The following is a 23168-nucleotide window of genomic DNA, read 5'->3' on the forward strand; positions in this document are numbered from 1 at the left end:
GCCAAATATTCGAATGCAACGTAGCGTTTCCAACATCGGAAACGACGACCCCAAGGAGCGCACGATGCAGAAGTTCGCCACCCCCGCCCCGGTCTCCGCCGTCCTCGACATCCCCGCGGGACGCATCCAGTTCATCGCCGCCGACCGGGCCGACACCACGGTCGAGGTCCGGCCCGCCAACGCCGCCAAGAGCCGCGATGTGAAGGCGGCAGAGCAGGTCGAGGTCACCTACAGCGAGGGCGTCCTGCGGATCGAGACCCCGGAGGCGAAGAACCGGATCCTCGGCAACCCCGGATCCGTCGAGGTGACGGTCCAGCTGCCCGCCGGCTCCTGCGTCGAGGCCAGGGCTGCGAGCGCCGAGTTCCGTGTTGTCGGCCGCCTCGGCGACGTCGCCTTCGAAGGCGCGTACTCCCAGATCAAGATCGACGAGGCCGCGAGCGTCCGTCTCACCGCGGTCGACGGCGACGTCGAGGTCGGCCGGCTGGGCGGATCCGCGGAGATCAGCACCGCGAGGGGCGACATCCGGATCGCCGAGGCCGTGCGCGGCACCGTCACGCTCAGCACGCAGAAGGGCGACATCTCGGTGGGCGCGGCCCACGGGGTCTCCGCCTCCCTGGACGCCGGCACCGGCTACGGCCGGGTCAGCAACAAGCTCCTGAACGCCGACGGCGCCGCAGCCGGCCTCAACATCCGCGCCACCGCCTCCCACGGCGACATCACCGCCCGCAGCCTCTGAAGGAGCGGAACCAGGACCATCCGGCCGGGCCCACCGCGATCGCGATCCTCTCGGTCGTCGCCGAGGACCCGGCCGTCCCTCCCCAGGGGTCTGCGATCCAAGCGCAGGACCCGGAGAAGCCGCACAAGACGCTCTCACCCGACCAGGGGGAACACATGACGAAGAACAGCACTTCCTCGACCAGCTCGAAGTGGACCGGCATGGTGCCGGTTGACGACACGGCCCTGGCCGTCACCGACACCGGCAGTCCCGGTATCCCGGTCGTCTACCTCAATGGCCAGTTCGCCACTCAGGGGTACTGGCGACGGGTCATCGCCGAACTGGGCACGGGGTGGCGGCACATCACCTACGACGAGCGGGCCCGAGGCGCATCGAAGCGTTCGGCGGACTATTCGTTCGAGGCGGCCGTCCGCGACGTCGATGCCGTTCTCGCGGCCAGGAGTGTGGACCGGGCGCTGGTGGTGGGCTGGTCCTACGGGGCGCTTGTCGGGGCGCACTGGGCCGGCCGGAATCCGGAGCGTGCCTTGGGCGCGGTCCTGGTCGACGGTGCGTTCCCGTACGACTGGCTCGACGAGGCCATGGAGCAGCGGATCCGGAAGCTGTTCAGGCGGATGAGCTGGTTCCTGCCGCTGTTGCGCCCGACGGGCCTGGCCCCGCGGATGACCGCCGAACAGCAGGCCGACAGCAACATCGAGGTCGGCAGGCTCTCCCGCGAGCGCGAGCTGGGCCCCGTGCTGGACAACATCACCGTCCCGGTGCGATATGTGGTCGCTTCGGGGACGTCCTTCGGAAGCCGCGGCGACGAGCAGGAACGGATACGCACCAGCCTCGACGCGGTGACCGCCCGCAATCCGAACATCCAGATCGGCGCGAAGGTCGCCAGCAACCACGGTGCGATCCTCAAGAAGGACTTCCCGGCCGTCGCCAAGGCCGTACGCGAGGTCGCCGGCCTCGACCGCCGGGGGCGCTGAGGACAGACCAGCGGACTGACGGTCGGCCAGGCAGCGCCGGCCGTCAGTCCTTGTCCTCGTCGTCCTCGACGGCGTCTGGTTCCGGAGGGCGCGCAGGCCCTGGCCGGGGCCGCCGGCCTTGTCGGTCGCGACCATCTCCGACTTCACCCCGCCGCCGAGGTCCAGCAGGGTGTCCAGCGTGTACAGGCTGTCGCGCGGAGTGCCGCGCACGACCATCGCGCCGATCCCCGCGGCCTGGTCGTCGACAGCGTGCCCCTCTGCGGTCTGGTCGTCGGCCTGGTCCTCGTTCTCGTCATCGCCCGGCCGCTCACCGCAGCGACCACCCGCGGGGTCTCGGACGGAGGCTCCGACGGCCGACGGGCCCGGCGCGGCCTGTTCCCCCGCCAGACCGCGGGACGGGAAGACGGCCCATAAGTATGGCTGATGGGCTCATAGGGCGGACCCGTGTACTGACTTAGGCTTGCCTTAGCTTAGGCTTCCTGTTCGAGTCGCTTTGTCCTCGCTCGAAGGGAACCTGATCATGCCCCGCCCCCTGCGGGTAGCCATCGTCGGAGCCGGCCCCGCCGGGATCTACGCCGCCGACGCGTTGCTCAAGTCCGAGGTGGCCGCCGGCCCCGGTGTGTCCATCGACCTCTTCGAGCGCATGCCGGCCCCGTTCGGCCTGATCCGCTACGGCGTCGCGCCGGACCACCCCCGCATCAAGGGCATCGTCACGGCCCTGCACCAGGTGCTCGACAAGCCGCAGATCCGCCTCTTCGGCAACGTCGACTACCCGTCCGACATCAGCCTGGACGACCTGCGCGCGTTCTACGACGCCGTGATCTTCTCGACCGGCGCCACGGCCGACCGGGCGCTGCCCGTCCCGGGCATCGACCTCGACGGCTCCTACGGCGCGGCCGACTTCGTGTCCTGGTACGACGGCCACCCGGACGTGCCGCGGACCTGGCCCCTGGAGGCCGAGAAGGTCGCCGTGCTCGGCGTCGGCAACGTCGCGCTCGACGTGGCCCGCATCCTGGCCAAGACGGCGGACGAACTGCTGCCGACGGAGATCCCGCCGAACGTCTACGACGGCCTGAAGGCCAACAAGGCGCGCGAGATCCACGTGTTCGGCCGCCGCGGCCCGGCGCAGGCGAAGTTCTCCCCGATGGAGCTGCGGGAGCTGGACCACTCCCCCACCATCGAGGTCATCGTCGACCCGGAGGACATCGACTACGACGCCGGCTCGATCGAGACCCGGCGCGGCAACAAGCAGGCCGACATGGTCGCCAAGACCCTGGAGAACTGGGCCATCCGCGACGTCGGCGACCGTCCGCACAAGCTGTTCCTGCACTTCTTCGAGTCGCCGGTGGAGATCCTCGGCGAGGACGGCAAGGTCGTCGGCCTGCGCACCGAGCGCACCGCGCTCGACGGCACCGGCAACGTCAAGGGCACCGGCGCCTTCAAGGACTGGGACGTCACCGCGGTCTACCGCGCGGTCGGCTACCTCTCCGACAAGCTGCCCAAGCTGCCGTGGGACATCGACTCGGGCACGGTCCCGGACGAGGGCGGCCGGGTCGTCCAGGAGACCGGCGAGCACCTGCAGTCGACGTACGTCACGGGCTGGATCCGGCGCGGTCCCGTCGGCCTGATCGGCCACACCAAGGGCGACGCCAACGAGACGGTGGCCAATCTGCTGGACGACTACGCGAACGGCCGGCTGCACACCCCCGCCTCGCCCGCCCCCGAGGCGGTGGACGCGTTCCTCGCCGAGCACGGCGTCCGCTTCACCACCTGGGAGGGCTGGCACCGCCTGGACGCCGCGGAGAAGGCACTGGGCGAGCCGCAGGACCGCGAACGCGTGAAGATCGTCGAACGCGAGGACATGCTCCGGGAGAGCGGCGCGTAGGCAGCACGCGACGCGGCGGGGAGCCGCCGTGGAAACGTCGCGAACAGGGCCCGCCCCGAAGCGGATGGACGGGCGGGCCCCGTTTGCGGGGCCCAGTGTCCCCGCGCACCGGCCTGCGGCGGGACGAGTGAAGCGGTGCGGCCACGGGTGGGCCCCGCGCGCCCCGAGTGCGGGGACACGCTCCCGTGCGCCCACCCCCGGGTGATCGTCGGGCGGCGGCGGGCGCGATACTGGTGTGCGCACGTGCCCCCACTCCGAGATGGACCCATGCCCGCCTCCGCCACCGTCCACCCCGCGATTCCGCCGACCGTGTGGCTGGCTCGCGGCCGCCACCCCGGGCCCGACGCGCCGGACGTCGTCCGGGACACCCTCCGACGGCGCGGACAGCACCAGGTCATCGACGACCACCTGGAACTGCCCGATGGCCAGAACGCCTCGCAGCACGTCTTCGAGGCACGCTGGAAAGCCGCCGGGACGGTGACCGTGCGGGCCCGGCTCACGCTCGCCCGTGACACGGCCGACGGCCAGGAATGGGTGCTGGCGGCGGAGGCGGAGGCGCCGTGGGACCCGGAGTGGCCCTCGCCCGCCACCGTGTTCTGGCCCGACGCCCCGGACGCCGACTGGGACCACGACCCGGCGACGGGACTGCGCCTGGGCGGGGTCAACCGCCTCCCCCCGGACGACAAGGACATCCGGCGCCTGCTGCGCGCCTCCGTGCGCGACGGCTGGAGCATCGACGTCGTCGTCCACGAGGCGATGACCCCCGACGAACACGGCCGGCGACCGCTCGCCCCGCTGCTGCCGCCGAGCCTGCGCCAGCGCGTGCTGGAGCACCGCGCCGCGCCGGAGCAACTGCGCGTGGTCAACTGGGCCCTGCGTGAGTTCCACGTCGAGGTGCCGCGCGGCGGGGCGGTCCTGCTGCCGCCGTTCCCGGCCCCGGACGGGTTCGACGCCGGGGACTTCGCCGTGCGCACCGTCTTCCTGGACGGCTCGCGGCCCACCGAACTCATCGACGCCCTGACCCGGTTCGCCGCGCTGCCCCCGCCGCTGCCCCAGGGCGGCGAGGAGGCCCTGACGGCGTTGCGGGAGGACTGGCACCTGCGCACCCCGGAAGAGGAACTCGTCCACCAGCGCAAGCTCGTCGCCATGTACGCCGAGGCGCTGGAGGCCATGACCAAGTCCCGGGACCTGTACCGGGAGGCCGCTGAGCGCGCCCACGAGGCCCTGGCCGTCTACCGGGAGTCGGCGGGCGACCTCCCCGCGCGGCCGGACCCGTCCACCGCGCCGGCCCGGTCCCCGTTGCGGCAGCTGACCCGGACGTTCGAACGACTGAAGGTCACCGCCGCCAGGGTGCCGCGTCCCGCGTCGGACACGCCGGACGGCGGGCGCGACGACGACGGTGACGCCCCGTCGAGAACGGCGGAACCGTAGCGGAGCCGTAGCCGCGCGGTCAGCCGAGCCCGACCGTGACCGGATCCTCACAGGTGGTCAGGTACGTATGCGCGCCGGATGCGGGAATCCGTGAAGTGGGCGCGCCGGGCGGCACGCCGGATGGAGGAAGGTCCCGTGAGATCCACCACAATGATGATCACCGTCGCGGCGGTCCTGGCGGCCGTCGTGCTCGGGTTCGCCGTGGTGCTTCTGGTGCGGCTGGTACGGACCCGGCGCAGCCTGCGGCGCGCGGGGCTTCCGACCGGCCCACGTTGGGTTTTCTGGGGTGCCGTGCTCTATTTCGTGCTGCCGACCGACCTGCTGCCCGACCCGGTCTACCTGGATGACATCGCCGTCCTCCTGCTCGCGCTGCGCACTTTGCGCGGCGGCGTCGGCCGGGCGAATGGTCACGAATCGTCCCTTTGACTACGCAGAGTAAGGCAACCAATCACAAGTTCGATTCGTATAAGTGACTGGAAGGGCAAGGCAGTCGGCGGACCAGACGGAGCCACGATGAGGGGGACCGTCTGATCGGCGCAGCACCGACGAGGGAGAGACGATGCAACCGTTCACGCTCAACTACGCACGTCCAGCGGTGGAGTTGGAAGCCACCACCCCGTACGTCTACGACTCCGGGCTGCAGTTGAACGTGCTTTTCGACGGCCGGGTCGCCGCGCGCGACCTCGCGCTGCTGAGGGAACTCGGCACCACGACGTCCACAGCGGGTTCCAAGACTCACTTCGACGACTGAACACGGACCCACCGACGATGACGGTGCTGATCCTGACCTCCGAAGAGGACGTGACGGCCGACATGGTCGTCGTGCACCTCAACTCGTCCGGTGCTCCGGTGGTCCGGCTCGACCCCGCCGACCTGACCGCCGGCGTGGCCCTGTCGGCCGAGTACGTGCACGGGGCCTTCCGCGGCCATCTGCAGTCCGCGGGACGCCTGGTGAGCATCGACGGTCTGCGGTCCGTGTGGGTCCGCAGACCCGGTGCGGCGGCAGCGCGGGCCGCCGCACCGTCCGCATGGCTGACGGAGGAGTCCTCCCAGGCCCTCTACGGCATGCTCCGCGGCTCGGGGGCCCGTTGGATGAACCATCCCGACGCGGCCCGCCGGGCCCGGCACAAACCATGGCAGCTGCGCCTCGCCCAGCGCTGCGGGCTGCCCGTCCCCGCCACGTTGATCACGACGTTCCCGCAGGCCGCCCGGGATTTCGCCGAGCGCTTCCCGGACCTGGTGGTCAAACCGGTCTCCGGGGCGCATCCGCAGGATCCGCCGCGGGCGGTGCCGACCAGCCGGGTCGCACCGGACACGGACTTCTCCGCGGTCGCCTACGGGCCCACTCTGCTGCAGCGCCGGGTCGCCAAGCGGGCCGACGTCCGCCTGACCGTGGTGGGCGAGCGGATGCTGGCGGCCCGCAAGGCCGTCGCCGAGGACGCCGATCCCGACGAGGTCGACGTCCGCTTCGCCTCGGGCGACGTGCCGTGGCGCGCGGTCGACGTCCCGCCGCGGGTCGCCGACGCGGTCCGCCGTTACGTCCGTGAGGCCCAATTGTCCTACGGCGCCTTCGACTTCGCCGAGGACGCCGACGGCACCTGGTGGTTCCTCGAGTGCAACCAGTCGGGGCAGTTCGGCTTCGTCGAGGTGGAGACGGGCCAGCCGATCGCCCGGACCATCGCCGAGTGGCTGGCGCGACCCGGTCCGCGGCCGGACACCCGCCAAGACGACTCCAGCCGGACGGTGTGCTGAGCGCCGGTCAGTGCGGCAGCGAGCCGGGCAGCAGGGCCGTGCGCTGCCAGCCGGCCCCCGGGGCGGCCTGGCGATCGGCCGGCGCGAAGGAAGCGGAGGACCGCAGGGGCCGCATGACGTACTCCAGCTCCCGGTTCACCCGTTCGGCCTCGCGGCGGGTCTGTGCGGGGACGTCGCCGCGCTCGGCGATGAGTCTGTCGTAGATGGGGGACTCCTGGAACACCCGTCAACGCGCCTTTCGTAGTGCTGCCCACGCACATGGGCACGAGTGCCGAGTCTAGGCGCCGCGGCCACGTCGGAGGGCGGATTCGGCGGGAGGAGGTGACGTCCGCTCGGGAGCGCGGCCGGGCCGCGGGGTCCGTCGCACGCCGGCCGTCGAGCCGGGCCGGACGATCACCGGCACCGTGACGGTGACCCGGAGCAGGCCTAACGCACCCGTGAAGGGGGCGAGTTGCACGGCGTCCGCCCGCTCCGCCGACTGCCCGTCACCGAGTCGGCCGAGGAGTGCGTGCCGGCGGGGCAGGGCTCGGGCGACCAGGATGCCGGCGGCCACGGCGGTCAGGGTGACGGACGCCACAAGTCGTCCGCCGCCCGGGCCACCCGTCGCCGAGGCGGCGGCCAATCCGCGGGGAAGCCGCGGGCGGGCACGGCCCGGCCCGACGCCGGAGCGGACCCGGCGGACGGCGTGCGGCACCCGGACGGGGCCAGGAAGGAGCCCGTGCCGGCTCCGGCTCCGTGCGCGCAATAGGGCGCCCGCGCCTCACACGGCGAGCGGCAGCCCGCAGTCCGCGCGGCCGGCCCGACGGGAGGCGAGCAGCAGGGCGTCGGCCCTGGCTATCGCCTCGTCCAGGTCCGCGGCGCCCGTGATCGCGCACAGCCGGTCGCCCACGACGCGCACCTCGCGTGCGATCTCGGGGCTCTCCCGCTCCGCCTGCGCGATGCGCAGCGTGGCGTATCTGGTGAGCAGTGTTCTGACGGCCTTCGGATCCGGAACGAGCACGGGCGCCCCTTTCTTGGTCTGCGGCTCGTGTTCCCGGACACGGCCGGACCATGCGTCCCCCTGGCACCGAGTGCCACGATTGACGCGATGTCACCTCCGACCCGATTCCCCTCGCGTCCTGGCGCGTTGAGCAGAAGGCAATCCTCCGAGCACGAACGGTGACCGACCATGAACCGCTCAGGCCGCCTCCTCAGCGCCCTCTACCTCGCCACCAGCGGCGGGCTCGCCTGGACCACGCTCCTCGAGTTCCGCCACGGCCCGCTGTGGGCCGGATTCCTGTTCGCCGCCGCCAGTCTCGTCCCGCTGATCGGGGTCGTCCGCGAGTCGGTCGTCACCGACCTGTGCCGGGCGACCGCCGAACCCTCCCGGCCCGGCGGCCCGGGAGGCCCCTACGGCTCCAGCGGTCCCGGCGGCTCCAGCGGTCCCGGCGGTCCCGGCGCCGACGCGATCGTCCGCGAGGAGCTGGACGCCGCGTGCTGCGAACGCTGGTGGACGAGCCTCGGCTCCGACCACGACACGACGTGCCGGCACCGCGTGCCGCGCAGCAGCGCCGCCTGACGGGCGGGCGGCCGCCCGTCCGCCCGTCAGGCGACCTGTCCGCCGTGCAGGGCCGTGTAGGCGCCACCGCGTCGCAGGAGTTCCTCGTGCGTGCCGGTCTCCAGGATCCGGCCGTCGCCCATCACCACGATCCGGTCCGCGCCGCGCACCGTGGACAGCCGGTGCGCCACCACGAAGGTGGTCCGCCCGTGCAGCAGCCGGGCCAGCGCCTGCTGCACCAGGGCTTCGGAACGCGTGTCCAGTGCCGAGGTCGCCTCGTCCAGGATCAGCACCCTGGGGTCCCTGATCAGGGCGCGGGCGATGGCCAGGCGCTGGCGCTGACCGCCGGACAGGCGGGCGCCGCGCTCACCGACGAGGGTGTCGAGGCCCTGCGGAAGCCGGTCGACGAACTCCAGCGCGTTCGCGTCGCGCAGGGCGGCGCGCACCTTCTCCTCGTCGGCGTCGTCCATGCCGTAGGCGACGTTCTCGCGGATCGTGCCGTCGAAGAGGATCGACTCCTGCGGCACCACCGAGACGAACCTGCGGTAGGTGCGCAGGTCGAGGGTGTTCATGTCGGTGCCGTCCAGCAGCAGCCGGCCCGACGTCGGACGGATGAACCCGATGACGAGGTTGAGCACCGTGGACTTGCCCGCGCCGGACGCGCCGACCAGCGCGATCGTCTCGCCGGGCGCGACGGTGAGGCTGAAGTCCCGTACGGCGTAGCGCCCGTCGTCGCCGTAGGCGTAGCCGACGTCGTCGAAGGTGACGGCGCCGCGCAGCGAGGTGAGTTCCGACTTGCCCTCGTTGTCCTCGAGTTCGGGCGCCTGCAGCACCTCGCCCACGGAACGGACCGACTCCAGACCCTTGGTGACGACCGGGGCCAGGCCGGCCAGCGTCGTCGTCGAGTTGGTGAGCGTGGTCAGGAAGGCGCTGAGCATCACGACGTCGCCGGGCGTGACACCCCAGACGCCGTAGTACGACACCAGGGCGGCGCCGGCCAGGACCATGACGCCGACCACGTTGAGGACCACCCAGGCCAGCGAGCCGAAGCGGCCGTTGACGAGGTCGAGCCGCATGCCGGAGGTCAGCAGCCGGTGCAGGGTGCCGTCCATGCGGCGCAGCGCCTTGCCCTCCAGGCCGTGGGCGCGGGTGACCGGGATGAGCCGGGTCATCTCGGTCACCCGCGAGGACAGGGTCTCGACCTCGTGGCGGAAGTGCTCGTTGTGGGCGCGCAGCCGGGCCCTGAGACGGGCCACGACGAGCGCGGCGGCGGGCACGACGACGAGGAAGACGGGGAGGAACTCCGGTGTGCGCACCCCGATGATGACGAGTCCGCCGGTGAGCACGGTGATCGCGCCGAGCCCGGTCTCCGCGGTCTGCTGCACCATCTGCTCGACCGTCTCGACGTCGCGGACCACCTTGGCCTGCAGCACGCCTGCGCTGACGCGCGAGTGGTAGCCGATCGAGAGCTGCTGCATCCGGGTGCACAGCGCGGAGCGCAGGGCGGTTCCCATCCGCCGGACGCTGCCGTACAGCAGCCGCACGTACAGCAGGTGCAGGGGGTAGTTGACCAGCAGGATGAACATGATGACGCCGGTGCTCAGCCAGAGCCTGCTGATCGGCTGGTGCTGTACGACGGTGTCGACGATGGACGCGGTGATCAGCGGCAGCAGCCAGACGGGGCTGTGCTTGACGGTGAAGACGCCGACCGCGGCGACGAGGCGGCGACGGTCGGCGCGCAGCAGGTAGGCGAGCGTGCGGAGCGGGTGTTCGTCCCGGTAGCGGTGGTCGAGCGGTCTTTCCAACGGCGATGCCATCGGCGGTTTCCTCCCCGGTGACCTGTGGCGGCAAGCGCTTTCTCCCCATGTCGCGGGGAGCTACGCCTGTGCGCGCGAGGCAGCGTCAGACGGCGTCGAGTTCGGCGAGTTCGCCGGCGTTCAGGACGAGGTCGGCGGCGGCGACGGAGTCTCGGATCGTCTCCGGGCGGCTCGATCCGGGGATCGGGACGACGACCGGCGACTTGGCGAGCATCCAGGCCAGGCACACCCGCTGCGGGCTCACGCCGTGGGCCTCGGCGATCCGGGCGAACGACGCGTAGGCGGAACCCAGTTCGCGGGCCCGGGAGATGCCGCCGAGCGGGCTCCAGGGCAGGAACGCGATGCCGAGTTCGTCGCACAGCCGCAGTTCCGGCTCGCTGGAGCGGAAGGCCGGGGAGAACTGGTTCTGCACGGACACCAGCCGGCCGCCGAGGATCTCACGGGCCTGCCGGATCTGGTCGGGGTTCGCGTTGGAGATGCCCGCCATGCGGATCTTGCCCTCGTCCAGCAGGTCGCGCAGCGCGCCCACGGAGTCGGCGTACGGCACGCGCGGGTCGGGGCGGTGGAACTGGTAGAGCCCGATGGCCTCGACGCCCAGCCTGCGCAGGGACGCCTCGCAGGCCTCCTTGAGGTGGCGGGGGCTGCCGTCGACGGTCCAGCTGCCGTCGCCGGGGCGCAGATGGCCGCCCTTGGTGGCGACCAGGACGTCCTCGCCCCGCTCGTGGGAGGCGAGGGCCTTGGCGATCAGGGTCTCGTTGTGACCGACCTCGTGGGCGTCCCGGTGGTAGGCGTCCGCGGTGTCGATCAGCGTCACGCCGACGTCGAGGGCGGCATGCAGGGTGGCGAGGGAGCGCGCCTCGTCCGGCCGCCCCTCGATCGACATGGGCATCGCGCCCAGGCCGATCGCGCTGACCTCGACGTCACCGATGCGGCGGGTGTGCATGAGCTCGTGACCTCTTCGGGCTGTCGCGGACGGATGGGCCTCCGGCACGCCGTGGTTCGACCGCGGCGCATCGGAGCACGCCCTCCAGCCTGACCCGCCCGACGGCCCAAGGTCCAATAGAGGAAAGAGAACGCATTCAGCAGCCCGGGCACTGAATGGGGGCCGGGCCGGGTTCCGGAACGGGCCGGAGTCGGGGCCGGCGCCGCCCTGTCGTGCCATACGAGCCCCAATTGGCTTGCCACGAGCGGTCGTTGGAATCCAAGAGGACGGTGGAGGCAAGCTCGACGAACACATCGACACGGAATCATCACCAATTCTTGACAGGCGGTCCGCCCATGAGCCGCGCGCATACGAGCACCCGGATTGCGTCACCGGTCCAAGGGGTTGTCGTCGTGATATTCGTCGCTGTACTGCTGTTGCCCTCGCTGTGCGGGATGCTCGTGCTGATGGACCGTCTGGAGGACCGCCTGCTCGACCCGGCACCGGCCCGCCGCCGGCACGCCGGGCGGCGCAGGCATCTGCGTCTGGTCTCGAGCCGTGACGCGGCCCATGCCGGCGCCGACGTCGCGCCGTTCGTCGGCGAGTCCGCCACCACGGACCGCCGGGCGGCCTGAGCGGGCCGCCGCGGCCGGCCCCGCCGGTCACCGCGGGCGCGGTCCCGGACACCCGGCCGCCCCGGTCCTGCCGGACCGGGGCGGCCTTCTTCGCGCTTCCCGGCGGTTCGCCGCGCGTCGCTTCCGGCTCGCGGGCTGCCCGCGGGGCGGACGCGTGTGCGAAGCTCGATCGCGGACGGGTCGTGCGGGCCGGTCTCCGGAAGGCCCGGCGAACATGACGACTTGGCGATGTGGACACGTGGACACGTGAAGAAGTGAAGACGTGAAGACGTGACGACGTGACGACATGACGACGTGGAGAGGCGACGGAATGCGGATCGGACTGCTCGGCACCGGCCCCTGGGCGAAGACGGCGCACGCGCCCGCTCTCACCACGCACCCGGAACTGGAGTTCGTCGGCGTGTGGGGCCGTCGTCCGCAGGCCGCGAAGGAACTGGCCGACCGTCACCGCACCCGCGCCTACGACGACGTGGACGCCCTGCTCGCCGAGGTGGACGCGGTGGCCGTCGCGCTGCCCCCGGCCGTGCAGGCGGAACTGGCCGTGCGGGCCGCCCGCGCCGGCTGCCACCTGCTGCTGGACAAGCCGCTGGCGACGACGGCCGATCAGGCCCGGGCGGTCGTCGAGGCCGTGCGGGAGGCCGGTACGGCCTCGGTCGTCTTCTTCACCACCCGCTTCCAGCCGGAGCCGGAGGCATGGATCGCCGAACAGGCCGAGCGCGGCGGCTGGTTCACCGCGCGGGCGCAGTGGCTCGGCGCGGTCTTCACGACCGACAGCCCGTTCGCGGCCTCGCCGTGGCGGCGGGAGAAGGGCGCGCTGTGGGACGTCGGCCCGCACGCGCTGTCCGTCGTGCTCCCGGTGCTCGGTGACGTACGGAGGGTGTCGGCCGCGGCGCCCGGTCCCGGGGACACCGTCCACGTGGTGCTGGAACACGCCTCGGGCGCGTCCAGCACACTGGCCCTGAGCCTGACGGCGCCGCCCGCGGCGGCGGGGTCCGCCGTCGAACTGCGCGGCGAGTCGGGGGTGACGCTGCTGCCGCACAGCCCGCACTCGGTGGTCGAGTCGCTGACACGGGCCGCGGACGCGCTGTGCGCGGCTGCCCGCACGGGGCGGCCGCACCCCTGCGACGCCGCGTTCGGGCTGCGGGTCACGGAGATCCTCACCGAGGCCGAGGACGTACTGCGGCGGTCGGCCCTCCACGACTGACCGGGCCCCGTCCCCCGGCCTCCACCGCCCGGCAAGGACCCCACCAGGGGGCCACCGCCCGGCAGGGACCCCACCAGGGGGAGCAACACCGGGCGGGGACCACCACCCGGCGGGGCCGCTACGGGGCGGGGCACAGGTGCCGTCACCCATCGGAGACCACCACCCGCAGGGACCGCCACCGAGCGCGGAGCCGCCACCCGGCAGGTACCACCCCGGGCACGGGGGACCGCTCCCGGCACGGGCTCCGCCACCCGGCGCAGACACCGCCACCAGGCACGAGGGCTGCCACCCCGCAGGAACCACCACCGAGCGCAGAGCCGCCACCCGGCGCAGACACCGCCACCAGGCACGAGGGCTGCCACCCCGCAGAGACCGCCACCGAGCGCAGAGCCGCCACCCCACAAGGAACGCCACCGAGCGCGGAGCCGCCACCCGGCAGGTACCACCCGGGCACGGGGACCGCTCCCGGCACGGGCTCCGCCACCCCGCGCGGGGCTGTCACGGGGCGCAGGACGGTCACCCGGCGAGAGCCGCCTCGGCGGGATGGAAGTTGACCCGTTCCCGCACGACCGGACAGCCCGCTCTGGCGAAGTGGGCGGCCATGGGGGTGTTCGCCCGGTCCGTGGCCGCGGCGACGAACTCGGCGCCCTGTTCCACGAGGAAGCGGGTGCACTCCACGAGAAGGTCGTAGGCGTAGCCGTGTCCGCGCTGTTCCGGCAGGACCCCGATGAAGGCGACGCAGGGGCCCGAGGGGTTGTGGGCGGGGATGTGGATGCCGACCGGGTCTCCCCGGGGGGTGCGCGCCACCTGCCACCAGTGCCGGGGTGACGGCAGCCAGTGGAAGAAGTCGAGCTCCTCCCGCGCCGCCCGGTCGACGCCGCCGAGCGCGACGGCCCTGAGGGCGTGGGCGTCGAGGGTGGCCGAGTGGATGCGGCGCAGCGCGTCGAGGAAGACCGCGTCGTCCGGCTCGGCCGCGAACCGCAGCCGCCCCGGCCGCTCGGGCAGCCCGCACTCCGGCGTCCAGCGGTACAGGAAGCGCTCGGCCAGCAGCTCGTAGCCGGCCGCGCGCGCGGCCCTGAAGCGCGTCTCGGCGGCGGTCCGCAGGGCCGGTACGTCCCGCCAGTGGGCGGGCAGCGTCAGTTCCAGGTCGTCGACGTGCCAGGGCGCGGTGCGCAGGAGCCGTGCCCCCGCCTCCTCCTCGCCCTCGGCGACGTCGAACCAGTTGATGTTGACCGGCCGCGTGTCCTCGGGGCCGCCCCACCATGCGCCGCGGGCGACGACGGTGCCGTCGCGCAGGGCGACGCGCTTCCAGTCGGGGCGGTGACGTGTCAGCCGGTGCGCCTCGCGGGCGCCGAGCGGGTCCGGGTGGGCGTCGAAGAGCGGAGCGTCGTTCTCGTCGAGCGTACGGATGACCAGTCCGGTCACGGGATCCTCCGGGATGCGTGCTGCGTGGAGCGCTCCCGGCCGGGTCAGGCCATGCACGCGGGGACGTCCGCGAGGGAGCGCTGGGTGAGGGTGGACTGCACGGCACTCGCCTCCTTTCGTCCGGTCCTGGGCGTGACCCCCGACAGTACGGAGCACCGCTCCCCCGCGTCCAGCGGATTTCCGCGCGACCGGCGCTCTCCGGCCGCGCTCGGGACGTACTCGCTGCTGTCCGGGGCCGCACGGCTGGGCCGAGCGGCCCCAAGTCCTCACCCGGCGTCCTTCGGGGCCCCCGGGCCTCTTGAGCGACGCCCGTACCGGATGCAGGGTGGGCAAAGGGGGTTCAATGGTGGTAGCGGACCCGATGACCGCACCGGGCCCGAAGAAGTGATCCGGACTCGAGGAGCAGAGATCATGTCGACGTCACAGCCCGAAGCGTCCGGGCCGTCCGAGGACGGCGTCACCCCGGACGACCTGCTTCACGCCCGCACCGGCACCGATGTGTCGGCGGAGGACGTCGTCCTTGCCGCGGGCAGGGACCTCAACCCGCGCAACCTCGCGTGGGCCCAGCGCAAGCTGGACGCGGAGGGCCCCGCGGCCCTCGACAAACTGCTGCCGTAACCAGCGTCCGCCCACCCGCCCACCCGCCCGCGGGTCCGGCGTGGGAAGCGCAGGGCCCACGGGCGTGACGCGGCGCGGAGCGCCGGTGGCGGGCGGCGCCGGTTCGGTGCCCGTCCGCCCTTCCGGAGGGTGCCTGGGGGCTGCCAGACTCCTGAGGTGCCCGACTTCGACATGCTCGTCATAGGATCCGGCCCGGGCGGCCAGAAGGCCGCCATCGCCGCGGCCAAGCTCGGCCGCCGGGTCGCCGTCGTCGACCGCCCCGACATGGTCGGCGGGGTCTCCATCCACACCGGCACCATCCCCTCCAAGACGCTGCGCGAGGCGGTGCTCTACCTCACCGGCCTGACCCAGCGGGATCTGTACGGGCAGAGCTACCGGCTGAAGGAGGACATCACCGTCGCCGACCTGATCGCGCGCACCCAGCACGTGGTCGGACGCGAGGTCGACGTCATCCGCAGCCAGCTCTCCCGCAACCACGTCGCCCTCTTCGCCGGCACCGGCCGCTTCGCCGACCCGCACACCGTGGCGCTGCGCGAGGTGAACGGCGACGAACGGCTGATCAGCGCCGAGCACATCGTCATCGCCACCGGCACCCGGCCGGCCCGCCCCGACAGCGTGGAGTTCGACGGGCGCACGATCATGGACTCCGACAACGTTCTCACCCTCGAACACGTGCCGCGCTCCATGGTCATCGTCGGCGCCGGCGTCATCGGCATGGAGTACGCCTCCATGTTCGCGGCGCTCGGCAGCAGGGTGACGGTGGTGGAGAAGCGCGCGGGCATGCTCGACATGTGCGACCTCGAGATCGTCGAGTCGCTCAAGTACCATCTCAGGGACCTGGCGGTGACGTTCCGCTTCGGGGAGACGGTCGCCGCGGTGGAACGCCATTCGCGGGGCACGCTCACCGTCCTGGAGAGCGGCAAGAAGATCCCGGCCGACGCGGTGATGTACTCGGCCGGCCGGCAGGGCCTGACCGACGAGCTCGACCTCGGCAGGGCGGGCCTGACGGCGGACGCGCGCGGCCGGATCGCGGTCGACGAGCACTACCGCACCGCCGTTCCGCACATCTACGCCGTCGGCGACGTCATCGGCTTCCCCGCGCTGGCCGCGACCGCGATGGAGCAGGGCCGGGCCGCGGCCCACCACGCGTGCGGGGAGCCGGCCGGGCGGATGCACCAACTGCAGCCGATCGGCATCTACACCATCCCGGAGATCAGCTTCGTCGGCCGGACCGAGGACCGGCTCACCGAGGAGCGGGTGCCGTTCGAGGTGGGTGTCTCCCGCTACCGGGAACTGGCCCGCGGGCAGATCATCGGCGACTCGCACGGCATGCTGAAACTGCTCGTCTCACCCGAGGACCGCACCCTGCTCGGCGTGCACTGCTTCGGCGCCGGGGCCACCGAGCTGATCCACATCGGGCAGTCCGTGATGGGCTGCGGCGGCACCGTCGACTACCTGGTCGACGCGGTCTTCAACTACCCGACGCTGGCGGAGTCCTACAAGGTCGCCGCCCTGGACGCCACGAACAAGCTGCGGCACATCGACCGCCTCGGAGACTGAGGGAAGCGGCTGAGGGACCGGGGGGCCGCGAGAGGTGGCTCAGGGACCGGAGCGGACCGCTGAAGGAAACTCAGCGACCGGGACGGGACCGCGGGAAAGGACTCAGGACCCGCAGGGGAACCCGGCGTCAGCGGCCCCGCTCGGCGCCGGGCAACGCCGTGTCGTCGACGACGTGGACGGCGGCCTCCTCGGCGCCGGCGGCTCCGCCGTCGACGCCCACGTCGGAGGCGACCTCCTCCTTCGTGGTGTTCGCATGGGCTCCCTCGTCCGGCGCGACCAGACGCCCGGCGCGGTCGCCGCCCGCCTCCGGGTCGGTCGGCTCCCCCTCGCCCCCGGGCAGGTCCCCGACGTCGTCCCCGGCGGGCACACCGGTGTCCGGCACCTCCTGGGCGAGCCGCTGGTCGAGGCTCTCGCCCGCGTGCTGCTCCGCCGCCGTGGTGCCGTACTTGGTGACGCCCAGCGGCCTCTCGGGCGGCGACCAGCCCTCGTCGAGGGTGTCGTCGTAGGTCCGCTCGTCGACGGCGTCCTGCAGGTCGAGCGGCGCGGCGTCCGCCTGCTCCTCGTTGGTCCCGGTCGGCTGGTAGGCGTCGTCGCCCATCGGCGCGGGGGCGGTCTCCTCGCTGCTCATGGTGGTCTCCTTCGCGCACTGCGCCTGATCGGATCCGTCGGGTGTCCCGATCCGCGTTTCCCGAAGCGCGCCGTCCAACCCCGCCCGTCCCCGAGTGACTCAGGAGGTGGGCGTTGCCAGAGGGACGAGGAGGGCTATCATCACTCGCACACACGCTGTGATCGCCCGGCGACGCACCGACCGGGCGGGATCCACCACGCCATTTCGCCGCTTTTGGCCCGAGGGCGACCCTCACGGGTCAGGAGTGCGTGGAGTGCGTACCCCCCACCCCACCGACGACGTCGGGGTCAGGTCGTCTTCGCGACGTGCACGACGGAAAGCAGCGCAACGATGAGCAACAACAGGGGCAGAGGGCTCCAGGCCAACGCCCTCGGCACGTTCGACACCGTGGTGATGGCCGTCGCGGGCAGCGCCCCGGCGTACTCGCTGACCGCGACCACCGCGGTCCTCGTCGGCGCGGTAGGGCTGGCCAGCCCGGCGGCTCTGCTGTACTGCGCGATACCCATGCTGGGCATCGCGCTGGCCTTCAGCTACCTCAGCCGCATCGACGTGAACGCGGGCGCCAGTTACTCGTGGGTGGGGCGCACGCTCCACCCGTTCCTGGGCTTCATCAGCGGCTGGGCGCTGGTGATCTCGACCACCATCTTCATGGTGGCGGGCTCGCTGCCCGCCGGCTCGATGACCCTGGCCCTGTTCGACGACGATCTCGCCGGGAACACCGCGCTGTCGACGGCGGTCGGCGCCGGGTGGTTCCTGGTCATGCTGCTGGTGGTGCTCGGCGGTGCCCGGCTCACCGCCCGCGCACAGCTGATCATGTCCGGTGTCGAGCTCGCCATCCTGGGCCTGTTCGCGGTGCTCGCCCTCTTCCACACGGACAACGCGCGGCCCTTCGACTGGTCGTGGCTGGGCTTCTCCCACTTCGACGGAATGACCGGTTTCGCCTCGGGCGCCCTCATCGCCGCCTTCTACTACTGGGGCTGGGACGTCACCAGCAACCTGAGCGAGGAGACCCGCAACAGCCGCCGTACCACGGGCCTTGCGGGACTGATCGGCGTGGGCATCGTCTTCCTGCTCTTCGAGGTGTTCACCATCGCGGTGAACGTCATCCTCAGCTCCCGGCAGATCGAGGAGAACGACGCCAACGTGCTGACGGTGCTCGGCGAGGAGCTCTGGCCGGGCTGGGGCGGCAAGCTGCTGCTCGTGTCGGTGATGCTGTCCACCATCGCCACCCTGGAGACCACGCTGATCCAGGTCACGCGTTCGCTGTTCGCGATGGGCCGCGACCGCACGATGCCGTCCGCGCTGGGCAAGGTGCACCGCACCTGGAACACCCCCTGGGTGGCCATCACGGTGGTCGGCGCGGTGGCACTGGTGATGATGGTGGCCTCCAACGCCCTGGGCACGGTGGGCGACATCCTCTCCGACGCCATCTCGGCGATCGGCCTGCAGATCGCCGTGTACTACGGACTGGCCGGTCTCGCGGTGGTCGTCGCGTACCGCAGGATGCTACTCAAGTCCCCGGCCAACTTCCTGCTGGGCGGACTGTGGCCGCTGTTCGGCGCCGGGTTCATGTTCTGGGTCTTCGTCGAGTCGCTGGGCGACCTGAGCACCGCGGCCATCGGGATCGGCATCGGCGGACTCGCCGCCGGCCTGGTGCCGATGCTGTGGTACTGGCGCCGGGGCAGCGACTACTACCGGCCCGCCCGCCTGGACGCCTCCCGCACCGTGGAAGCGGACTACGTCGTACCCGACGCCTACGCGCCCGCGGGCACCCGGGCCCACGAAGGTCTTCCCACCGACTTCTGAGGGAGACCCAGATGGCGCGCGAACGCTTCACCCCCCACTACGACCCCGACTGCGGCGACGCCTCCCTCACCTCCAGCCGTCAGGACATCGTCATCGGCCGCTGGCAGGGCCTGCGGGAGCTGCTGCGGGCCACCGGACCGGACTGGCTGGCCCGGGGTCACCGGATCCGCCTGCTCGCACAGTCCTGCGCCGGGAACTCGACGGTGGAGACGTGGCTGGCCGCCGAACCCCGCAACGCCGACGCGCTGGTGCTGCGGGCGGCGACGGAGACCGCGCGGGCGTTCAACCTGGCCATCGCCGCGGGCCGGGGCGTGCCGATCGACCAGCAGCGCATCGACACCGCGGTGATGGCCTGTCTGCAGGCCGCCGAGGCCTGGCCGGACGACCCCACCCCCTGGGTCTCCCTGATCTCCGTGGCACGGCTGTACCCGGCGGGGGTGCGGCGGCAGGAGCTGGCGCGCTGGTGGGACGAGTTGCACGCGCGCGACCCGTACAGCGTGGAGGGCCACCTGCAGGTCCTGCACTACTACTCGGCGCGCTGGCACGGTTCGCACGGTCTGATGTACGACTTCGCCCACGACGCGGCGGGCGTCGCGCCGCCCGGCTGCCCGCTGCCGGTGCTGGTGCAGTACGCGCGGGTCGAGGAGTACCGCCACCTCCTCGACGCGGTCGACGGCGGTCAGTCCGCCGTCGGCCACGCACAGCACTGGAGCCACGAGGGCGCGGTCAGCGCCGTGCGCCGCACCTGGCAGTGCTGGATGTCGGTCCGGGACGACGAGGCCATCGCGCCCGGCGAGCTGCGCGACCTCAACCACCTGGCGCACGCGGCCTGCCATGCGGGCGTGCAGGACATCTCGGCGGCTCTGCTGCGGATGCTCGGCCGGCGTGCCACACGGACCCCCTGGTCGTACACGGGCGACCCGGACCAGCAGTTCGCCAAGTTCCGCAAAGAGGCCAAGCTGCGCACCTGACCGACGGTCCGGGATGGCCGCGCCGCACACCGGTGGCGCGGCCCTCCCCGGTATCGGGATCCGGGCGCGGGGTCAGCGCCCGCCCGGTCCGCGGTGCGGGGGCTGCGCGGGGGCCGGGCGCACCGGCGTCGGCGGCATCGGGCACACGGCCGGGCCGTCGCCGTTGACCCTGACCCGTGTGCCGTGGTGACGGATCGACACGGACGGGCCGGACAGCAGCGTGTACGCGGCCTTGTCCGGGCCGATCTCCACGCGCAGCCGGCTGCCGAGAAGCTGGACGTGGAAGGCGAGGCGGCTGAACCTCTCGGGCAGCCGGGGCGCGAACGCGAGGCTGTCGCCGTCGCGGCGCAGGCCGCCGAAGCCCGCCACCAGGGCCGTCCAGGTGCCCGCCAGCGAGGCGATGTGCAGTCCGTCGCGGGTGTTGTGCTCCAGGTCCGCCAGGTCCATCAGCGCAGCCTCGACCGTGTAGTCGTAGGCGAGCCGCAGATGGCCCGCCTGCGCGGCGATCACGGCCTGGACGCAGGCCGACAGTGAGGAGTCGCGGACGGTCAGCGGCTCGTAGTAGGCGAAGTTGCGGGCCACCTGCTCGTCGTCGAAGTGGCTGCCGCACAGGTACATCGCCAGGACGAGGTCGGCCTGTTTGACGACCTGCTTGCGGTACAGGTCGAAGTAGGGGAAGTGCAGCATCAGCGGGTACTGCCCGGGGGCCGTGTTCTCGAAGTCCCAGCGCTGGTAGCGGGTGAAGCCCGCATGCTGTTCGTGCACGCCCAGATCGGCGTTGTAGGGCAGGTGCACGGCTTCGGCCGCGTCCCGCCAGGCGGCGGACTCCTCCTCGTCGACGCCGAGCCGGGCGGCCTGCTGCGGATGGCGTTCGACCGCGTCGGCGGCCGCGAGCAGGTTCGCCCGGGCCATGAGGTTGGTGTAGGTGTTGTCGTCGACGACGGCGCTGTACTCGTCGGGGCCGGTGACGCCGTCGATGTGGAAGGTGCCGTGCGCGTCGTGGTGACCGAGCGAGCGCCACAGGCGGGCGGTCTCCACCAGCAGTTCGACGCCCGTCTCGCGCTCGAAGCCGGTGTCGCCGGTGGCCGCGACGTAGCGCACCACGGCGTCGGCGATGTCGGCGTTGACGTGGAAGGCCGCGGTCCCGGCGGGCCAGTACGCCGACCCCTCCGAGCCCTCGATGGTGCGCCAGGGGAACGCGGCGCCGTCCAGGCCGAGCTGGGCGGCGCGCTCGCGGGCGGCGTCGAGGGTGTTGTGCCGCCAGCGCAGCGCCTCGGCCACGGCGTCGGGGGCGGTGTAGGTCAGCAGGGGCAGGACGAAGGTCTCGGTGTCCCAGAAGGCGTGGCCGTCGTAGCCGGATCCGGTCAGGCCCTTCGCGGGTATCGCGCGCCGTTCGGCGCGGGCGCCGGCCTGCAGGACGTGGAAGAGGGCGAAGCGTGCGGCCTGCTGGATCTCCTCGTCCCCGTCCACCTCGACGTCGGCGCGCGACCAGAAGTCGTCCAGGTAGTCCCGCTGGTCGGCGAGCAGGCCGTCCCAGCCGCTGTGCGCGGCCGCCGCCAGGGCCGCCTCCACCTGGCCGCTCATCGCGGGCCGCGAGCGGACGCCGGACCAGCCGTGGGCGACGAGCTTCTCCACGCGCAGCCGTCGGCCGGGCTCCAGCACGGCGGTGACGGTCAGCCGGGCCACGTCGGCGTCGCTCTCGCCGCTGGTCGCGGTCCGCGGCGGGCCGGTGACGGTGTGGTCGGCGGCGACGGCGACGCGCAGGCCGCTGCGCCGGGTGCGGTGCACCAGGCGCAGCTTGTTGCGGGAGGCGAAGTGCTCCTCCGGCTCCAGCGGCGACGTCAGCGCCCGCGCCGCGCGCGGGTCGCCGTCCGGCTCCGGCAGGCTCTCGTTGGCGACCAGCTCGGACTGGATCACCACGCGGCAGCGGTCGCCGACCGCCTCCACCTCGTAGGCGACTGCCGCCACGGCCCGCTGGGTCAGCGACACCAGCCGGGTCGAGCGGACCCGGACCGTCGACCCGGCCGGCGAGGTCCACTCGCAGGTGCGCTCCAGCACGCCCCGGCGCAGGTCGAGGACGCGTTCGTGCGCGACGACCTGCCCGTAGCGCAGGTCGAACGGCTCGTCGTCGACGAGCAGCCGCAGGATCTTGCCGTTGGTGACGTTGATGACGCTCTGGCCGGACTCCGGGTAGCCGTACCCGGCCTCGGCGTAGGGCAGCGGGTGCAGTTCGTGGACGCCGTTGAGGTAGCTGCCGGGCAGGCCGTGCGGTTCGCCCTCGTCGAGGTTGCCGCGCCAGCCGACGTGCCCGTTGGACAGGGCGAACACCGACTCGCTCTGGGCCAGGACGTCCAGGTGCAGTTCCGTCTCGCGCACGCACCACGGCTCGACGGTGTACGACCGGTGGGTGATCACGCACGCCCTCCCAGCTCGGCGAGGTCCTTGACGACGATGTCGGCGCCGTGGGCGTACAGTGCCTCGCTCTGCCCGACCCGGTCGACGCCGACGACGTAGCCGAAGCGGCCGGAGCGGCCCGCGTCCATGCCGGCCAGGGCGTCCTCGAAGACGGCCGCCCGCGACGGCTCGACGCCGAGGTCACGGGCGGCGGCGAGGAAGGTGTCGGGGCGCGGCTTGCCCGGCAGCCCCCGCTCGGCGGCCACCACGCCGTCGACGCGGACGTCGAAGAGGTCCTCGATGCCGGTCGAGTGCAGCACGTCGCGGGTGTTGGCGCTGGAGGAGACGATGGCGGTCTTCAGGCCCCGCGCCCGCGCCGCCCGGATGTAGCGCAGCGTGCCGTCGTAGGCCTCGACGCCCTGGGTGCGGATCCGCTGCAGCAGCAGGACGTTCTTGCGGTTGCCGACGCCGTTGACGGTCTGCGCGTCCGGCGGGTCGTCGGGGTGGCCCTCCGGCAGTTCGATGCCGCGGGAGGCGAGGAAGGTGCGCACGCCGTCGGCGCGGGGGCGTCCGTCGACGTACTCGTCGTAGTCGGCGCCGGCGTCGAACGGCCGGAAGCCCTCGCCCTCCCGCTCACGCAGGAAGGCGTCGAACGTCTCCTTCCAGGCGGCCGCGTGCACCACCGCCGTCTTGGTCACGACCCCGTCGAGGTCGAAGAGGCAGGCCTGGATGTCTTCGGGGAGACCGAGCTGCGTCATACCGGACACCTTTCCCCATCGGGGCCGGTGCAGCGGGTGGTTCCGGCCACATGTGCGCAGCGGAACAGGCCGAAGCACGCGGTTGGTCCGGTATGTGTCGGTACGGCACAACGCGCCG

22 protein-coding genes are annotated in these 23168 nt (G+C 72.5%); 14 read left to right on the forward strand and 8 right to left on the reverse strand.

Features of this window, described 5'->3' with window-relative positions; genetic code table 11:
* Positions 1 to 64: 64 nt before the first annotated feature.
* The 7 genes from AB0G63_RS20315 to tgmB all read left to right on the forward strand — a co-directional run bounded on the left by AB0G63_RS20315 (position 65) and on the right by tgmB (position 6775).
* On the forward strand, positions 65 to 736 hold the full coding sequence (locus AB0G63_RS20315) for a DUF4097 family beta strand repeat-containing protein (RefSeq protein ID WP_360752011.1): 672 nt from the start codon (positions 65 to 67) through the stop codon (positions 734 to 736).
* Between the two features lie 155 nt (positions 737 to 891).
* The gene (locus AB0G63_RS20320; RefSeq protein ID WP_360751942.1) at positions 892 to 1707 is read left to right on the forward strand and encodes an alpha/beta hydrolase; all 816 of its coding nucleotides are present in this window, start codon (positions 892 to 894) and stop codon (positions 1705 to 1707) included.
* 520 nt (positions 1708 to 2227) lie between these two features.
* Positions 2228 to 3592 carry an FAD-dependent oxidoreductase gene (locus tag AB0G63_RS20325; protein WP_360751945.1) on the forward strand — a complete coding sequence of 455 codons (1365 nt, stop codon included), beginning with the start codon at positions 2228 to 2230 and terminating at the stop codon, positions 3590 to 3592.
* Positions 3593 to 3859: 267 nt separating this feature from the next.
* Positions 3860 to 5023: a hypothetical protein gene (locus AB0G63_RS20330; RefSeq protein ID WP_360751947.1), complete on the forward strand. Its 1164-nt coding sequence runs from the start codon at positions 3860 to 3862 to the stop codon at positions 5021 to 5023.
* Between the two features lie 135 nt (positions 5024 to 5158).
* Positions 5159 to 5449, forward strand: a complete 291-nt coding sequence (locus AB0G63_RS20335; protein WP_360751950.1) for a YkvA family protein — start codon at positions 5159 to 5161, stop codon at positions 5447 to 5449.
* 133 nt (positions 5450 to 5582) lie between these two features.
* A complete protein-coding gene (tgmA, locus tag AB0G63_RS20340; protein ID WP_324788242.1) occupies positions 5583 to 5774 on the forward strand; it encodes a putative ATP-grasp-modified RiPP in 192 nt (63 codons plus the stop codon).
* Between the two features lie 17 nt (positions 5775 to 5791).
* On the forward strand, positions 5792 to 6775 hold the full coding sequence (gene tgmB, locus AB0G63_RS20345; protein ID WP_360751954.1) for an ATP-grasp ribosomal peptide maturase: 984 nt from the start codon (positions 5792 to 5794) through the stop codon (positions 6773 to 6775).
* Positions 6776 to 6782: 7 nt separating this feature from the next.
* Here tgmB and AB0G63_RS20350 read toward each other — a convergent pair whose 3' ends face one another.
* Positions 6783 to 6998 carry a hypothetical protein gene (locus tag AB0G63_RS20350; protein WP_360751957.1) on the reverse strand — a complete coding sequence of 72 codons (216 nt, stop codon included), beginning with the start codon at positions 6996 to 6998 and terminating at the stop codon, positions 6783 to 6785.
* A gap of 537 nt (positions 6999 to 7535) precedes the next feature.
* A complete protein-coding gene (locus AB0G63_RS20355) occupies positions 7536 to 7775 on the reverse strand; it encodes a DUF5133 domain-containing protein (RefSeq protein WP_360751959.1) in 240 nt (79 codons plus the stop codon).
* Between the two features lie 168 nt (positions 7776 to 7943).
* On the opposite strand from AB0G63_RS20355, the gene AB0G63_RS20360 reads away from it, so the two are divergent.
* On the forward strand, positions 7944 to 8333 hold the full coding sequence (locus AB0G63_RS20360) for a hypothetical protein (RefSeq protein WP_360751962.1): 390 nt from the start codon (positions 7944 to 7946) through the stop codon (positions 8331 to 8333).
* Positions 8334 to 8359: 26 nt separating this feature from the next.
* Here the strand turns inward: AB0G63_RS20360 and AB0G63_RS20365 are convergent, their stop codons facing one another.
* The gene (locus AB0G63_RS20365; RefSeq protein ID WP_360751964.1) at positions 8360 to 10129 is read right to left on the reverse strand and encodes an ABC transporter ATP-binding protein; all 1770 of its coding nucleotides are present in this window, start codon (positions 10127 to 10129) and stop codon (positions 8360 to 8362) included.
* 85 nt (positions 10130 to 10214) lie between these two features.
* The gene (locus tag AB0G63_RS20370) at positions 10215 to 11072 is read right to left on the reverse strand and encodes an aldo/keto reductase (protein WP_360751966.1); all 858 of its coding nucleotides are present in this window, start codon (positions 11070 to 11072) and stop codon (positions 10215 to 10217) included.
* A 392-nt stretch (positions 11073 to 11464) separates the two neighbouring features.
* Between AB0G63_RS20370 and AB0G63_RS20375 the strand changes: the two genes are divergently transcribed.
* Complete coding sequence (locus AB0G63_RS20375) at positions 11465 to 11686, forward strand: hypothetical protein (protein WP_360751968.1); 222 nt, start codon at positions 11465 to 11467, stop codon at positions 11684 to 11686.
* Between the two features lie 310 nt (positions 11687 to 11996).
* The gene (locus tag AB0G63_RS20380; protein ID WP_360752013.1) at positions 11997 to 12890 is read left to right on the forward strand and encodes a Gfo/Idh/MocA family oxidoreductase; all 894 of its coding nucleotides are present in this window, start codon (positions 11997 to 11999) and stop codon (positions 12888 to 12890) included.
* A 516-nt stretch (positions 12891 to 13406) separates the two neighbouring features.
* On the opposite strand, the gene AB0G63_RS20385 is transcribed toward AB0G63_RS20380, so the two are convergent.
* Complete coding sequence (locus AB0G63_RS20385) at positions 13407 to 14315, reverse strand: GNAT family N-acetyltransferase (protein WP_360751971.1); 909 nt, start codon at positions 14313 to 14315, stop codon at positions 13407 to 13409.
* A 411-nt stretch (positions 14316 to 14726) separates the two neighbouring features.
* On the opposite strand from AB0G63_RS20385, the gene AB0G63_RS20390 reads away from it, so the two are divergent.
* Together AB0G63_RS20390 and sthA are read left to right on the forward strand one after the other, a co-directional pair.
* Entirely contained in the window at positions 14727 to 14933 is a 207-nt protein-coding gene (locus AB0G63_RS20390; RefSeq protein WP_324788233.1) for a hypothetical protein, read from the forward strand.
* 156 nt (positions 14934 to 15089) lie between these two features.
* Positions 15090 to 16493, forward strand: a complete 1404-nt coding sequence (gene sthA, locus AB0G63_RS20395; RefSeq protein ID WP_360751974.1) for a Si-specific NAD(P)(+) transhydrogenase — start codon at positions 15090 to 15092, stop codon at positions 16491 to 16493.
* Between the two features lie 127 nt (positions 16494 to 16620).
* On the opposite strand, the gene AB0G63_RS20400 is transcribed toward sthA, so the two are convergent.
* The gene (locus tag AB0G63_RS20400; RefSeq protein ID WP_360751977.1) at positions 16621 to 17121 is read right to left on the reverse strand and encodes a DUF5709 domain-containing protein; all 501 of its coding nucleotides are present in this window, start codon (positions 17119 to 17121) and stop codon (positions 16621 to 16623) included.
* Between the two features lie 330 nt (positions 17122 to 17451).
* On the opposite strand from AB0G63_RS20400, the gene AB0G63_RS20405 reads away from it, so the two are divergent.
* Both AB0G63_RS20405 and AB0G63_RS20410 read left to right on the forward strand, forming a co-directional pair.
* Positions 17452 to 18927, forward strand: a complete 1476-nt coding sequence (locus AB0G63_RS20405) for an APC family permease (RefSeq protein WP_360751979.1) — start codon at positions 17452 to 17454, stop codon at positions 18925 to 18927.
* Between the two features lie 11 nt (positions 18928 to 18938).
* Positions 18939 to 19898: a hypothetical protein gene (locus AB0G63_RS20410; RefSeq protein ID WP_360751981.1), complete on the forward strand. Its 960-nt coding sequence runs from the start codon at positions 18939 to 18941 to the stop codon at positions 19896 to 19898.
* Between the two features lie 72 nt (positions 19899 to 19970).
* On the opposite strand, the gene AB0G63_RS20415 is transcribed toward AB0G63_RS20410, so the two are convergent.
* Both AB0G63_RS20415 and AB0G63_RS20420 read right to left on the reverse strand, forming a co-directional pair.
* Positions 19971 to 22313, reverse strand: a complete 2343-nt coding sequence (locus tag AB0G63_RS20415) for a glycosyl hydrolase family 65 protein (protein ID WP_360751984.1) — start codon at positions 22311 to 22313, stop codon at positions 19971 to 19973.
* Entirely contained in the window at positions 22310 to 23050 is a 741-nt protein-coding gene (locus AB0G63_RS20420; protein WP_360751987.1) for a beta-phosphoglucomutase family hydrolase, read from the reverse strand. Before AB0G63_RS20420 ends, AB0G63_RS20415 begins: the two co-directional genes overlap by 4 nt.
* Positions 23051 to 23168 lie beyond the last annotated feature (118 nt).

This window comes from Streptomyces sp. NPDC020996, from assembly GCF_040641355.1.
In the GTDB taxonomy this organism is placed as follows: domain Bacteria; phylum Actinomycetota; class Actinomycetes; order Streptomycetales; family Streptomycetaceae; genus Streptomyces.